Annotated in this window: 12 protein-coding genes and 2 tRNA genes; 3 read left to right on the forward strand and 11 right to left on the reverse strand. The window is 65.5% G+C overall.

Going from position 1 to position 12,992, the window contains the following annotated elements; translation table 11 throughout:
* Positions 1 to 4: 4 nt before the first annotated feature.
* The 8 genes from HWY37_RS32500 to cysS form a co-directional block, all read right to left on the reverse strand.
* Positions 5 to 81: transfer RNA gene (locus HWY37_RS32500), tRNA-Arg, on the reverse strand.
* Between the two features lie 113 nt (positions 82 to 194).
* Positions 195 to 1,259 carry a tRNA 2-selenouridine(34) synthase MnmH gene (gene mnmH, locus HWY37_RS32505; protein ID WP_175206715.1) on the reverse strand — a complete coding sequence of 355 codons (1,065 nt, stop codon included), beginning with the start codon at positions 1,257 to 1,259 and terminating at the stop codon, positions 195 to 197.
* A gap of 152 nt (positions 1,260 to 1,411) precedes the next feature.
* A tRNA-Ser gene (locus tag HWY37_RS32510) sits at positions 1,412 to 1,504 on the reverse strand.
* Positions 1,505 to 1,591: 87 nt separating this feature from the next.
* On the reverse strand, positions 1,592 to 2,857 hold the full coding sequence (locus HWY37_RS32515) for an aspartate kinase (RefSeq protein WP_175206716.1): 1,266 nt from the start codon (positions 2,855 to 2,857) through the stop codon (positions 1,592 to 1,594).
* Between the two features lie 138 nt (positions 2,858 to 2,995).
* Positions 2,996 to 3,970 (reverse strand): tRNA lysidine(34) synthetase TilS, encoded by a 975-nt coding sequence (gene tilS, locus HWY37_RS32520; protein WP_176090755.1) that lies wholly within the window; start codon positions 3,968 to 3,970, stop codon positions 2,996 to 2,998.
* Between the two features lie 151 nt (positions 3,971 to 4,121).
* Entirely contained in the window at positions 4,122 to 5,087 is a 966-nt protein-coding gene (locus HWY37_RS32525; RefSeq protein WP_175206717.1) for an acetyl-CoA carboxylase carboxyltransferase subunit alpha, read from the reverse strand.
* Between the two features lie 36 nt (positions 5,088 to 5,123).
* On the reverse strand, positions 5,124 to 5,768 hold the full coding sequence (locus HWY37_RS32530; RefSeq protein ID WP_175206844.1) for a DNA-3-methyladenine glycosylase family protein: 645 nt from the start codon (positions 5,766 to 5,768) through the stop codon (positions 5,124 to 5,126).
* Between the two features lie 20 nt (positions 5,769 to 5,788).
* The gene (gene cysS, locus HWY37_RS32535; protein WP_175206718.1) at positions 5,789 to 7,243 is read right to left on the reverse strand and encodes a cysteine--tRNA ligase; all 1,455 of its coding nucleotides are present in this window, start codon (positions 7,241 to 7,243) and stop codon (positions 5,789 to 5,791) included.
* Positions 7,244 to 7,599: 356 nt separating this feature from the next.
* On the opposite strand from cysS, the gene HWY37_RS32540 reads away from it, so the two are divergent.
* From HWY37_RS32540 to HWY37_RS32550, 3 genes are all read left to right on the forward strand, one after another.
* Positions 7,600 to 8,283 carry a tetratricopeptide repeat protein gene (locus tag HWY37_RS32540; protein WP_175206719.1) on the forward strand — a complete coding sequence of 228 codons (684 nt, stop codon included), beginning with the start codon at positions 7,600 to 7,602 and terminating at the stop codon, positions 8,281 to 8,283.
* Positions 8,284 to 8,417: 134 nt separating this feature from the next.
* A complete protein-coding gene (locus HWY37_RS32545; RefSeq protein WP_176090756.1) occupies positions 8,418 to 8,927 on the forward strand; it encodes a peptidylprolyl isomerase in 510 nt (169 codons plus the stop codon).
* On the forward strand, positions 8,920 to 9,693 hold the full coding sequence (locus HWY37_RS32550; RefSeq protein ID WP_176090723.1) for a UDP-2,3-diacylglucosamine diphosphatase: 774 nt from the start codon (positions 8,920 to 8,922) through the stop codon (positions 9,691 to 9,693). Before HWY37_RS32545 ends, HWY37_RS32550 begins: the two co-directional genes overlap by 8 nt.
* An 87-nt stretch (positions 9,694 to 9,780) precedes the next feature.
* On the opposite strand, the gene HWY37_RS32555 is transcribed toward HWY37_RS32550, so the two are convergent.
* The 3 genes from HWY37_RS32555 to azu form a co-directional block, all read right to left on the reverse strand.
* Entirely contained in the window at positions 9,781 to 10,644 is an 864-nt protein-coding gene (locus HWY37_RS32555) for an undecaprenyl-diphosphate phosphatase (protein ID WP_175206721.1), read from the reverse strand.
* A 19-nt stretch (positions 10,645 to 10,663) separates the two neighbouring features.
* On the reverse strand, positions 10,664 to 12,247 hold the full coding sequence (locus HWY37_RS32560) for a TerC family protein (protein WP_176090724.1): 1,584 nt from the start codon (positions 12,245 to 12,247) through the stop codon (positions 10,664 to 10,666).
* A 189-nt stretch (positions 12,248 to 12,436) separates the two neighbouring features.
* Positions 12,437 to 12,886, reverse strand: coding sequence for an azurin (gene azu / locus HWY37_RS32565; RefSeq protein ID WP_175206723.1), 450 nt, complete (start codon positions 12,884 to 12,886; stop codon positions 12,437 to 12,439).
* Positions 12,887 to 12,992: the final 106 nt, after the last annotated feature.

Raw genomic sequence — 12,992 nt, forward strand, 5'->3', positions numbered from 1 at the left:
AACTTGGCGCGCCCGGCAGGATTCGAACCTACGACCCCCTGGTTCGTAGCCAGGTACTCTATCCAGCTGAGCTACGGGCGCATTTGCGTTTGAAAGCAAGCCTTGAATAATAGCGTTATTTCGCGAAGCGTGCAAGTGAAGCGCTTATGTACATTGCTTGACGCGACAACCACCTCCAACCGCCCTCGCTCGACTCATGCGGCACTGCTGGCCGCATCCAGCCTGGCCAGCAAGACCCTCGCCTGCTCGACCACATCATCGTCGTTGGGCCGGAATTCCAGCCGCAACGCGTGCGGCAACTGCGTGAAATGCGCGTGGCAGCTGCGCGCATAGGCCGGATCGTAGTGCCGGTCTATCAGCTCCCGCGCCAGCTCGGCGCGCGCGCCGCCATCGACCAATGCCAGCCAGCCATTGACGCGCTCGCGGCTGTGCAGGCCGATCATGCGCTGCAACTGCGCCTTGAGCGATGCCGGATCGTCGAACAGATGCGCGTAATCCTGCAGCAGGAAGGCCGCGCGGTCCTCGCGGCTGGAATGGACCTCGATGCAGGGACTCGCATGCACCGCCGTCAGCAGCGCGGCGGGCAAGGCGACGGCGCCGATCTTGCGGCTTTCCGCTTCGACGAACACGGGCCGCGAAGCATCGAACGCCCGCAGGCTTTGCGCGAGCCGCGTGTCGAAGCCCTTCTGCGTGGGCTGCGCGATGCCGGCCCAGGCGCCCAGCAGCGAGCCGCGATGCGCGGCCAGGCGCTCCAGGTCCAGCGTCTGCGCGCCGGCCTGCTCCAGCGCATTCAACAAGCGCGTCTTGCCGCTGCCGGTGGGCCCTGCCAGCACGATGTAGCGCAAGCCCGCGGGCAGGCTCTCCAGCGCGTCCAGCGTGGCCTGGCGATAGGTCTTGTAGCCGCCGTCGAGTTGCCGCGCGCGCCACCCTATCATGTTGAACATCGTCGTCATGGACCCGGAACGCGTGCCGCCGCGCCAGCAATAGATCAAGGGCCGCCAACCCTGGCGCCGGTCCGCAAAGGTGGTGTCCAGATGCGCGGCGATATTGCGTGCCACCAGCGCGGCGCCCACGCGCGAGGCCTCGAACGGCGACACCTGCTTGTACAGCGTGCCCACCACCACGCGCTCTTCGTTGCTCAACACCGGCGCGTTGAGCGCGCCAGGTATGTGGTCGTCGGCAAATTCGAGCGGCGTGCGCACATCGATGACTTCGTCGAAGTCATCCAGCCTGTCTAATGGGGCGAGCAGGTGTTTCAAGGGTTCCGCGCCTGGAAGGGAATCAAGGATTTTCTCATGCAGGGCGGGCCCATCTGCAAGCGCGCCAGGCGCCCATGAAAAAACCCGCAATCACTTGCGTGATTGCGGGTTTTTTATCTCCGGTGCTGGCGTGAGCCAGATCGGAGAGAATCTGGCGGAGATGGTGGGATTCGAACCCACGATGCAGTTTTTAGCCACATACTCCCTTAGCAGGGGAGCCCCTTCAGCCTCTCGGGCACATCTCCGAAGAGAACGAGATTCTAGCACGACTTTTTTCACTCTTGCCCGCTATCGGGCGCTGACTGCAAAAAAAATCGTGCCGGAGTCTTTTATCAGGCCTTTTCGGCAGGCGCCTGGTCCAGGCCGAAGGCCTTGTGCAGCGCGCGCACGCCCAGTTCCATGTACTTGTCGTCGATGATCACCGAGGTCTTGATCTCGCTGGTGCTGATCATCTGGATGTTGATGCCTTCTTGCGAAAGCGTCTGGAACATCAGGCTGGCCACGCCCACGTGCGAGCGCATGCCGATGCCGACGATCGAGACCTTGGCGACCTTCTCGTCGGTGGACAGTTCACGCGCGCCCACGGCGGGGATGACTTCGCGCTTGAGCAGGTCGACGGCGCGGGCGAACTCGTTGCGATTCACGGTGAACGAGAAATCGGTCGTGCCAGCGACGGACTGGTTCTGCACGATCATGTCGACGTCGATGTTGGCGGCGGCGACAGGACCCAGGATGGAGAAGGCGATGCCGGGCTTGTCCGGAACGGCCAGCAAGGTGATTTTGGCTTCGTCGCGGCTGAAGGCGATGCCGGAGACAACGGCGGCTTCCATTTTTTCGTCTTCCTCAAAAGTAATCAGCGTGCCCGAGACCATTTCTTCTGCGAGCGGGATAAGCGGGTCGGTCAGCGAGGACAGGACCCGGACCGGCACACGGTATTTGCCGGCGAATTCAACCGAACGGATCTGCAGGACCTTGGAACCCAGCGACGCCATTTCCAGCATTTCCTCGAAGGAAACGACGGCCATGCGGCGCGCTTCGGGCACCACGCGCGGATCGGTCGTGTAGACGCCGTCCACGTCGGTGTAGATCAGGCATTCGTCGGCCTTGATGGCGGCCGCCACGGCCACGGCCGAGGTGTCGGAACCGCCGCGGCCCAGCGTGGTGATGTGGCCTTCCGGGTCGACGCCCTGGAAGCCCGTGACGATGACCACGCGGCCGGCGTCCAGGTCGGCGCGGATGCGCTCGTCCTCGATGGACGTGATGCGAGCCTTGGTGAAGGACGAATCGGTACGCACGGGCACTTGCCAGCCGGCATAGCTGCGCGCGGGCACGCCTTCGGCCTGCAGCGCGATGGCCAACAGGCCGCTGCTGGCCTGTTCGCCGGTGGCGGCAATCATGTCGAGCTCGCGGCTGTCGGGCTGCGGCGTAATCTCGCGCGCCAGGCCGAGCAGGCGATTAGTCTCGCCTGCCATCGCCGACGGAACAACGACAACCTGGTGGCCGGCGGCGTGCCACTTCGCGACGCGACGCGCCACGTTTTTGATGCGCTCGACCGAGCCCATCGAAGTACCGCCATATTTGTGAACGATCAGGGACATCTCGTACTCTGGCTGGGAACCCGCCGCAAAGGTTGACGGGCAAAGCCGTATATTCTAGCGCGACGGTAAAAATTTGCGCAGCCCGTGCAAAATTCTGTCCACGCCGCGATTTTTCGGGGATCCGGGGCCGTACCCCACTTATTCCCTGGGCTCCACCCAGACCCTGCCCCGATGGCAGCGGATGACGTGGCCGGCCTGCTCCACCCGCAGCTGGCGGTCGTGGCCCAGGCTGTGCAGCCCGCGCAGCTGGCGCAGCAGGTCGCGCATCCTTGCGTCCGTCGGCATGCGCGCGCCGTTGCGTTCCAGCCAGTGCCGCAGCACGTGCGCCTGCCGCGCCTCGGACAGTCCACGCCAGGCCTGCAGGGAAAAGCTGACGCCGTCCTCGGAAGGATCGAGCTTGGCGAAATCCTCCCGCGCCACCTCGTCCAGGATCTCGGCCGCCTCGGCCATGTGCCGTGCGTGGCGGGCGACGATGGCCCGCCACCCCGGCCAGCGGGCGTCCAGCACGGGGGCCAGCAGTTCGCGCAAGGCGGCTCGTGTGTAGTGCGGATCGGCATTGGTGGGATCCTGCACCGGCCGCCAACCGCTGGCAGCCGCCACCGCTTCCGCCGCGCGCAGGATCTCGTCGCGGCCGATGTCCAGCCAGGGGCGCAGATAGTTCACACCGTCGCGCTGCGAGACCGGCGCCATGGCCGCCATGCCGACCAGCCCGGTGCCGCGCAGCAGCCGCAGCAGGACGGTTTCCGCCTGGTCGTTGCGATGATGGGCCAACAGGATATGCGTCACGCCCTGCTCTCGCGCCAATTGCGCCAGCGCGGCGTAGCGGGCGTCGCGTGCGGCCGCTTCGATGCCCTTGCCGGCAGCCTGCGCCACCTCCACGCGCGCCACCGACAGCGGCAACGCGAGCATGTCCGCCAGCGCGCGCGCATGCTGTGTCCAGGCGTCGGCGGCGTCCTGCAAGCCGTGATGCACATGGAACAGCGCCAGATCCATGCCCAGCTCGCGCGCCACGCCGGCCGCATGCACGGACAACATGGCCGAATCCGCGCCGCCGCTCAACGCCACGGCGATGCGCGCCGGACGCTCGGGCAAGGCCTGCAAAGCGCCGCGCAAGGCCGTGGCCAACTCGGCCGAGACGGGAAGGGAATGAACTACGCCCGCCGCGGCCCGATGCGGAGTATCGGACGCTGGGCGGGCGTTCATGGCGGGATGGCGCGTGGCGCTGGGCCGCGGCGCCGGCCGTCTAGCCGGCGCCCTGCCTGCTTCAGGCGCGCACTTCCTGGTAGGCGCCGTAGGACAGCAGGCGCTGCACGCGCTGTTCCACGAGCTGCTCGGGGGTCATGCCCTGCAGCTGGCGCAGGGCGTCGCCCAGCGCGCGGCGCAGCAGGCGGGCCATGACGCGCGGGTCGCGATGGGCGCCACCCACGGGCTCGTTGACCACGCGGTCAACCAGACCCAGGTCCTTCAGGCGCGGGGCGATGATGGCCAGCGCTTCGGCGGCCTCGGGGGCCTTTTCGGCGCTGCGCCACAGGATCGAGGCGCAGCCTTCCGGCGAGATCACGGCATAGGTGGCGTACTGGAGCATCAGCACGGCGTTGCCCACGGCGATGGCCAGGGCGCCGCCCGAGCCGCCTTCGCCGATGATGGTGCAGATCACCGGCACCTTCAGTTCGGCCATGGCATAGAGGTTGTGGCCGATGGCTTCGGACTGGCCGCGCTCTTCGGCGCCGATGCCCGGATAGGCGCCCGGCGTGTCCACGAAGGTGAAGACGGGAATGCCGAATTTTTCGGCCAGGCGCATCAGGCGCAGGGCCTTGCGATAGCCTTCCGGACGCGGCATGCCGAAATTGCGCGCGGCGCGTTCCTTGGTGTCGCGTCCCTTCTGGTGGCCGATGACCATGCAGGGCGTGCCGTTGAAGCGCGCCAGGCCGCCCACGATGGACTGATCGTCGGCGTACATGCGGTCGCCGTGCAACTCGTGGAAGTCGGTGAACATTTCGCGCACGTAGTCCAGCGTGTAGGGGCGCTGGGGGTGGCGGGCGACCAGGGCCGTCTGCCAGGGCGTGAGCTTGGCGTAGATTTCCTTCGCCAAGGTCTGGCTCTTCTGCTGCAGACGTCCGATCTCGTCGGAGATGTCTACCGCCGAATCGGCCTGCACGTAGCGCAGCTGCTCGATCTTGTTCTCAAGCTCGGCTAGCGGTTGTTCGAATTCCAGAAATGTATTGCGCATGTAGTGTGGTTCCGTAGATGGGCTGCCTGGCGTGCGTCAGTATTGAACCGGAGTCGGTTCCAGACTGCGCCACAGATACCAGGTCGCCACGGTACGCCAGGGTTGCCACGCCAGCGAGACTTCACGAGCCTCGAAGCGCGAGACAGGCTCGCCGCTGAAATAGTGTAGCGAGATTGCCTTGAGCAACCCAGGATCATCCAGCGGCAGGACATCAGGCCGCTGCAGATTGAAAATCAAAAACATCTCCGCCGTCCAGCGCCCGATGCCCCGGATGGCGGTCAATTCGGTAATGACGGCCTCGTCGTCCATGGCCGCCCATTTTTCGGGATGGACCCGGCGCTCGCCGAAATGCACGGCCAGGTCCAGGACGTATTCAGCCTTGCGCTGCGACAGCCCCGCCGCCCGCAGGCCGTCGAGGCCGACCCGCAGCACCGCGACCGGCGTGGGGCGCTTGCCCACGGCGTCGATGAAGCGGGTCCAGACGCCGTCGGCCGCCTTGGCGGACACCTGCTGCCCGATGATCGCCCGCGCCAGCGTCACGAAAGGCGTGCCACGCGAGGTCAGCCAGACCTCCGGGTGCTGGGGGATGATCTTCTTCAGGATGCGGTCGCGCCGCATCAGGTGGGCTACGGCGGCTTCCCAGTACTCGGGCTTGGGAATTTCGAGGTCGACGGTGGACATGGCGGGCGTATCCAGGGTGCTCAAGCCCGACGCCATTGCGTCAGGCCGCCCGGCTTGTCGTCCAGCTCGATGCCGGCGTCGCGCAGCTCGGCGCGGATGCGGTCGGCTTCGGCGAAGTTGCGGGCCGCCTTGGCGGCCGCGCGCGCGTCGATCAGGGACTGGATGGCGTCGGCGTCCAGCGTGCTGCGGCCGCCCTGCTCCATGGCTGCGGCCGAATAGCGGGTCGGCGACTGGAAATAGACCGCCGGATCCTGTTGCAGCAGACCCAGCAGGGACGCCAGCGCCTTCAATTGGCCGGCGCTGCGCGCACTCTTGCCGCGGTTGGCCTCGGAGGCCAGTTCGAACAGGGCCGCGACGGCGCCCGAGCTGTTGAAGTCGTCGTCCATGGCCGCCTTGAAGGCCTGGGCCTGCGGCTCGTTCCAGTCGATGCCCTGGTCGTCGGCCGGCACGTTCTGCAGCGCCTGGTACAGGCGGTCGAGCGCGTTCTGGGCGTCGATCAGGTTGTCCGGCGTGTAGTTCTGCGGGCTGCGGTAGTGGTTGCGCACGATGAAGAAGCGCACCATTTCCGCTTCGCGCGGATTGACGCGATAGACCGCCTGGTCAGCCGCCGGATCATCCAGCGCAATGGTCTGACGGATGGTGCGGAAATTGCCCAGGGACTTGGACATCTTGTCCGAATCGACCATGAGCGGACCGCAGTGCATCCAGATATTGGCCAGCGTGCCGCCGAAGGCGCCCTCGGTCTGGGCGATTTCGTTTTCGTGGTGCGGGAACTTCAGGTCCGGACCGCCGCCGTGGATGTCCAGCGGCAGGCCCAGCAGCGACTTGCTCATGGCCGAGCACTCGATGTGCCAGCCCGGACGGCCCAGGCCGTAGGGCGACTCCCATTTGGTGTCGTCCGGTTCCTCGGCCTTGGCGGACTTCCACAGGACGAAGTCCAGCGGGTCGCGCTTGGCCGAACCCACGGCCACGCGCTCGCCCGCGCGCAGGTCGTCCAGCGTCTTGCCGGACAGCTTGCCGTAGCCGGGAAAGCCGCGCACGGCGTAGTTCACGTCGCCGTCGTCGGCCTGGTAGGCCAGGCCGTTCTGCTCCAGCTTGCCGATGATGTCCAGCATCTCGCCCACGTACTCGGTCGCGCGCGGCTCGCGGTCGGGGGTCTCGACGCCCAGCGCGCGCTCGTCGGCGTGCATGGCGTCGATATAGAACTCGGTGACTTCGCCGATGCGGCGGTTGGTTTCGACCGCGCGGCGGATGATCTTGTCGTCGATGTCCGTGATGTTGCGCACGTAATCGACCGCCAGCCCGCTGGCGCGCAGCCAGCGCTGCACGACGTCGAACGACACCAGCATGCGGGCGTGGCCCAGATGGCAGAAGTCATACACGGTCATGCCACACACGTACATGCGCACCTGACCAGCCTGGGCCGGCTTGAACGGTTCTTTGGTACGCGACAACGTGTTGTAGATTTGCAGCATGGCGCTTGTAGGCTTAGTCTAAGTTTCCGTGGCGGTTGCGGAAAGTTGCTGCCGAAGGAAAATACCTCCGGCAAGTGCCGCCGGGCCGGATTGCGTTCCCGCAGATTGCAATCCCGCATTACGACCCCAGGCCATAATCACACTGGCGCTGACCACCCCCGGAACACGTTTCCAGGAACGAGACCCGGGGCCAGGCCGAGCTTTCGCCGTGGCTTTGACCTTGGCTCTGTCCCGCCGCCAGACCGGCTCATCGAGCCAAAACACAACCGAGGCTAAAATGGTGGTCGTCAAGTATAGCAAGCGGCCCGGTCGCGCGCGTAAGCGTTGACCAGCCACGACTTTTAACGGATGCCCAAGTGACTATCAAGCCGCGCTTTCGCGTCGCCCTGCTCGCCCTGGCCCTCGCGGGCGTGCCGGTTGGAGCCTCTCTGGCCCAGTCCATGGCCGGCGGTGGCGGAGAGAACCCCAACGCAAACCGCACTACCCTGGACCCCATTCCGCCCGAAGGCGGCTGGGACAGCCTGGCCAAGCTGCTGGAGGCCGCCAAGCCCGGCGTCGACACGCGCCTGACGCCCTCGCCTTCGCAGATCACGACCCACATCGAGCGCCTGCTGAACCACGGCGACAACGAAGAAGCGCTGGCGATGATCGAAAAGCGCCAGGAACAGATCAAGAACCAGAGCAGCACCGACGTGCAGCTGATGTTCCAGCACGCTCGCGCGCTGGCAGCCCTGAATCGCACCGACGAAGCCATTGGCGTCTACACCGAGATGACCAACCGTTTTCCGGAACTCCCGGAACCTTGGAACAATCTGGCGGCTCTATATGCTGGCCGCGGCGAACTCGACCGTGCGCAAGACGCCCTCTCGATGGCCTTGCGCGCCGACCCGAATTACGCCGCCGCCCGCGCCAATATGGGCGACCTGCAACTTCTGCAGGCCTTGAGCACCTACAAGAAGGCCGCCAGCGACGGCGTGCCCGGCATGCAGGAAAAGGTCCGCGAAGTCGAAACCATGCTGAAGGATAAACACGGAAAATGATGTCCCGTTACTCCCCTCTACACCTGCTGCGCCTGACGGCGTGCTCGTTCGCGCTGGCCGCATTCGCCCCAGCGCTCGTCAGCGCCGCCCCCGCGGCCGATTCCTCCACCTCCACCTCTGAAGGCACAAAAGCCATGAGCACCAATCCCCGCGTCAAGCTCCACACGAACCAAGGCGACATGGTCATCACCCTGGATGCCGCCAAGGCTCCCAAGACCGTCGAAAACTTCCTGACCTACGTCAAGGAAGGCTTCTACAACGGCACGGTGTTCCATCGCGTGATCGATGGCTTCATGATCCAGGGCGGCGGCTTCGAACCCGGCATGAAGCAGAAGCAGACCCATGCCCCCATCGAAAACGAGGCCAACAACGGCCTGAAGAACGACAAGTACACCCTGGCCATGGCCCGCACCAGCGATCCGCACTCGGCCACGGCCCAGTTCTTCATCAACGTCTCCAACAACGACTTCCTGAACTTCACCGCCCCCACGCCCAACGGCTGGGGCTATGCCGTGTTCGGCACCGTGACCGAAGGCACGGACGTGGTCGACAAGATCAAGGGCGTGAAGACCGGCAACAAGGGCTTCCACCAGAACGTCCCCAACGAAGACGTGATCATCGAGAAGGCCGAAGTTCTTGAATAAGATCACGCTGTCCGGCCCCATCTGGCTGGCGTCCGACCTGCATCTGGGCCCGGCCACGCCGGCCACCTCGGAGGCCTTCCTGGCCTTCCTGGAGGCCGCGCGGGAGGAAGCCGCCGCCCTGCTGCTGCCGGGCGACATCTTCGATGCCTGGATCGGCGACGATGTGATCCGCGCCGCGCCGCCGTGGCTGGCCACGGCGCTGACGGCGCTGCGCGACACTGCCAGCCGGATTCCGGTCTGGCTGGGCCGCGGCAACCGCGACTTCCTCATCGGGGAAGAACTTGCCAATGCCCTGGGCGCCAAGCTGCTGCCCGAACCGGCGCTGCTGGAAACGGATTACGGCCAGATCCTGCTGACCCACGGCGACGAGTTCTGTACCGACGACGCCGCGTACCAGCAGTTCCGCAAGATGGTCCGGGATCCGCGCTGGCAGGCCGAGTTCCTGGCCAAGACGATTCCCGAGCGGCTGGCGATGGCGCAGCAGGCCCGCGGCGAAAGCCAGGCCGCCAACCAGATGAAGTCCATGGAGATCATGGACGTCAATGCGGCGGCCATTGAATCCGTCTTCCACGAAACCGGCGTGCGCGTGCTGGTGCATGGCCATACCCATCGCCCCGCCCGCCACGTGCAGGAAGTGGACGGCAAGAAGCGCGAACGCTGGGTGCTGCCCGACTGGGACTGCGACCACGCGTCGCCCGCCCGCGGCGGCTGGCTGGTCATCGACCAGGACGGCCTGCAGTTCTACGATCTGGAAACGGAAGCGTAGCCCTCGGGCACAGCGTGACGCAAAAAAGCAAGGGCCGCGCAAGCGGCCCTTGTCATTGCTGCGGCCGGCGGCGCGCCGGCCAGCCCGTCAGCGCGTGAAGATCCAGGCCGCGACCACGCCGCCGAAGATGATCCGGTACCACGCAAAGACGCGATAGGTATGGTTGGCGACGAAGCGCAGCACGGCTCGCACCACCACCATCGCGCTCAGGAACGCGGCCACGAAGCCCACGGCGATGCCCGACAGGTCGTGCTGGGTAAGCACGTCCATGTTCTTGTACATGTCGTACACCGCTGCGCCCAGCATGGTGGGCATGGCGAGGAAGAACGAGAACTCGGTGGCCGTCTTGCGCTGGATGCCCGCGATCATGCCGCCGATGATGGTGGCGCCCGAACGCGAGGTGCCCGGAATCATGGCCAGGCATTGCGCCACGCCCACGCCCAGCGCCTGCTTCCAGGTGATCTGCTCCAGCGTGCGGGCCGTGGCGCGTTCGTCGGAGGCCGTATCGTCGGCGGCTCCCGGCAGGTCGCCCGGTGTGTGGTGCGTCTTGCGCTCCACGTACAGCATGATGAGGCCGCCCAGCACCAGGGTCACGACCACCACCGCGGGGTGATAGAAGACGCTCTTGATGGACTTGATGAAGATCGCCCCGATCACGGCGGCGGGCAGGAAGGCGATGATCAGATTGCGGGTGAAGGCGACCTCGCTGGGCACACCGGTCAGCGTGCCGCGGATCAGCGTCAGCAGGCGCGCCCGGAACACCCACATCACCGCCAGGATGGAACCCAGCTGGATCACCACCTCGAACACCTTGCCCTGGCTGGACTCGAAGTTGATCCAGTCGCCCACCAGGATGAGGTGCCCGGTGCTGGATACGGGGATGAATTCCGTCAGGCCCTCGATGATGCCCAGGATGAAAGCTTTGATCAGGTATAGGGTGTTTTCGGTCACGATGTCAGGTCGGTCTTAGTTAGTCGTTGGCTAGGGATGCATCGTCGGCAAGCATTTCCTGTGGACGCTTCTCGACGCGCACCAGCGCGATGCGGCGGCCATCCATTTCCAGCACTTCAAAACGGAAATGCTCATGATGGATTTCGTACTCGCAGACGTCGCCCGGCTTGGGCAGGTGTCCGAAGCGCGAAAGCAGATACCCCGCCAGGGTTGAAAAGTCCTGGGCGTCATCGACCAGGCCTTCGGTTTCCAGCACCTGTTCAACGTGATGCAGGTCGGCCGCGCCGTCGATCTTCCAGGTGTTGTCGCCATCGGCGACGATGTCGGGCAGTTCGTCCTCGTCGGGGAACTCGCCGGCAATCGCCTCGAACACGTCGATCGGCGTCACCAGGCCCTCGATCGCGCCGAACTCGTCGGCCACCAGCACCAGCTGGCCGCGCGAGCGCTTGAGCGTGTCCATCAGGCGCAGGATGCCGATGGACTCGTGCACGATGATGGGGTCGCGCAGCCGGTTGCGGCGCACCCTGCCCTCGGTGATCAGGTCCGCGATCAGGTCCTTGGCGCGGCCTATGCCCACCACTTCGTCCAGCGAACCCCGGCATACCGGGAAAAAGCTGTGCGGCGCCTCGGTCAGCTGGCGGCGTATGGTTTCGGGATCGTCATCGATGTTGATCCAGGACACGTCGGTGCGCGGCGTCATGATGGAACGGATGGAGCGCTCGGCCAGCGTCAGCACGCCGCTGACCATATTGCGTTCCTCGACGCCGAAGGCCGGCACGGCCGGGCCGGCGGCGCTGGGCAGGTCGGGTTCGTCGGCGGGCGGACGCTTGCCCAGCATGCGCAGCACGGCGGAGGCCGTGCGCTCGCGCATCGGGCGGCGCGCGTCCAGCTTGAGCAGATTGCGGCGCGCCACCTGGTTGAGAGCCTCGATCGCGACCGAGAAGCCGATGGCGGCGTACAGGTAGCCCTTGGGCACCTTGAAACCGAAAGCCTCGGCCAGCAGCGAGAAGCCGATCATCAACAGGAAGCCCAGGCACAGCACCACCACGGTGGGGTGGGCGTTGACGAAGCGCGTCAGCGGCTTGGACGCCAGCAGCATGATGCCGATGGCGATGACCACGGCGATCATCATGATGGCCAGATGGTCCACCATGCCCACCGCGGTGATGACGGAGTCCAGCGAGAACACCGCGTCCAGCACCACGATCTGCGTGACGATCACCCAGAAGCTGGCGTACACGCGCGGCCCCGACGAGCCACCGTGCTGCGAGCCTTCCAGGCGCTCGTGGAGCTCCATGGTGCCCTTGAACAGCAGGAACAGGCCGCCGATCATCAGGATCAGGTCGCGGCCCGAGAGCGATAGCGGCCCGATGGAAAACAGAGGGGTGGTCAGCGTGACCAGCCATGACATGACCGACAAAAGGCCCAGACGCATGATGAGCGCCAGGCTCAAGCCCATGATGCGCGCGCGGTCGCGTTGCGCAGGGGGCAGCTTGTCCGCCAGGATGGCGATGAAAATCAGGTTATCGATCCCCAGTACGATCTCAAGGACGACCAGGGTAAGCAAGCCGACCCACGCAGTAGGGTCCAGCAGCCACTCCATCAGGAGCTCCAGAAGTTACACGACCGGTAATCGTACATGGAAAATCCGTGACACGCCGGTGACACGGCCCCTCCGTATGCCTGATGCGCATACGGTTTAGGCCTTGGAAACCGGGGGTTTTCCTGGCCCTCGAACCCGTCACGCGCATAAAAAAACCGGCCGAAGCCGGTCTTCCTCGCGGGTACCGGTTCAGCCGCCGAGCTTGAGCGTGCCCTTCATCACGGCCCAGTGGCCAGGGAACGAGCAGAAGTAGGCATAGGCTTCGCCCGCGGCCAGCTTGGACACGTCGAAGGTCACGGAATCGGACTCGCCGCCGCCGATGACCTTGGTATGCGCGATGACGCGGGCGTCACCCGCCTTCACGTAGTCCTGAGCCGGACCGGCGCTCATGCCCTCGGTGGCCACGGCGGTCTTGTCGGCGTCCTTGGTGAGCACCCAGTTGTGGCCCATGGCGGTCTTGGGCAGCTTGCCGACGTGCTTGAGGTGCACGGTGAATTGCTTGCAGCTCTTGTCGACGACCATTTCGCTCATGTTGTACTGCATGGCGTCGTTGCTTTCGATGGTCACCTCGCACTGGGCGGCGAACGCGGGCAGGCTGGCTGCGGACAGGGCGATGGCTAGGGTGGCTTTTGCCAGCATGGGACTTCTCCGTAAACGTGGCGGCCGTCAGACGCGCGCGAGGCAAATGCCCCCGCGCCGCCGCCATGCACAAGTCTAGGGCGGCGCGTGATCAGCGCCTTTGATG

Source organism: Achromobacter anxifer, from assembly GCF_903652925.1.
Taxonomy (GTDB): Bacteria; Pseudomonadota; Gammaproteobacteria; order Burkholderiales; family Burkholderiaceae_B; genus Achromobacter; species Achromobacter anxifer.

Coding starts and splice junctions, on each gene's coding strand:
- HWY37_RS32515 (WP_175206716.1), bottom strand. CDS start 2,857: ATGTCCCTGATCGTTCACAAATATGGCGGTACTTCGATGGGCTCGGTC.
- HWY37_RS32525 (WP_175206717.1), bottom strand. CDS start 5,087: ATGCGCAATACATTTCTGGAATTCGAACAACCGCTAGCCGAGCTTGAG.
- HWY37_RS32530 (WP_175206844.1), bottom strand. CDS start 5,768: ATGTCCACCGTCGACCTCGAAATTCCCAAGCCCGAGTACTGGGAAGCC.
- cysS (WP_175206718.1), bottom strand. CDS start 7,243: ATGCTGCAAATCTACAACACGTTGTCGCGTACCAAAGAACCGTTCAAG.
- HWY37_RS32545 (WP_176090756.1), top strand. CDS start 8,418: ATGAGCACCAATCCCCGCGTCAAGCTCCACACGAACCAAGGCGACATG.
- HWY37_RS32560 (WP_176090724.1), bottom strand. CDS start 12,247: ATGGAGTGGCTGCTGGACCCTACTGCGTGGGTCGGCTTGCTTACCCTG.
- azu (WP_175206723.1), bottom strand. CDS start 12,886: ATGCTGGCAAAAGCCACCCTAGCCATCGCCCTGTCCGCAGCCAGCCTG.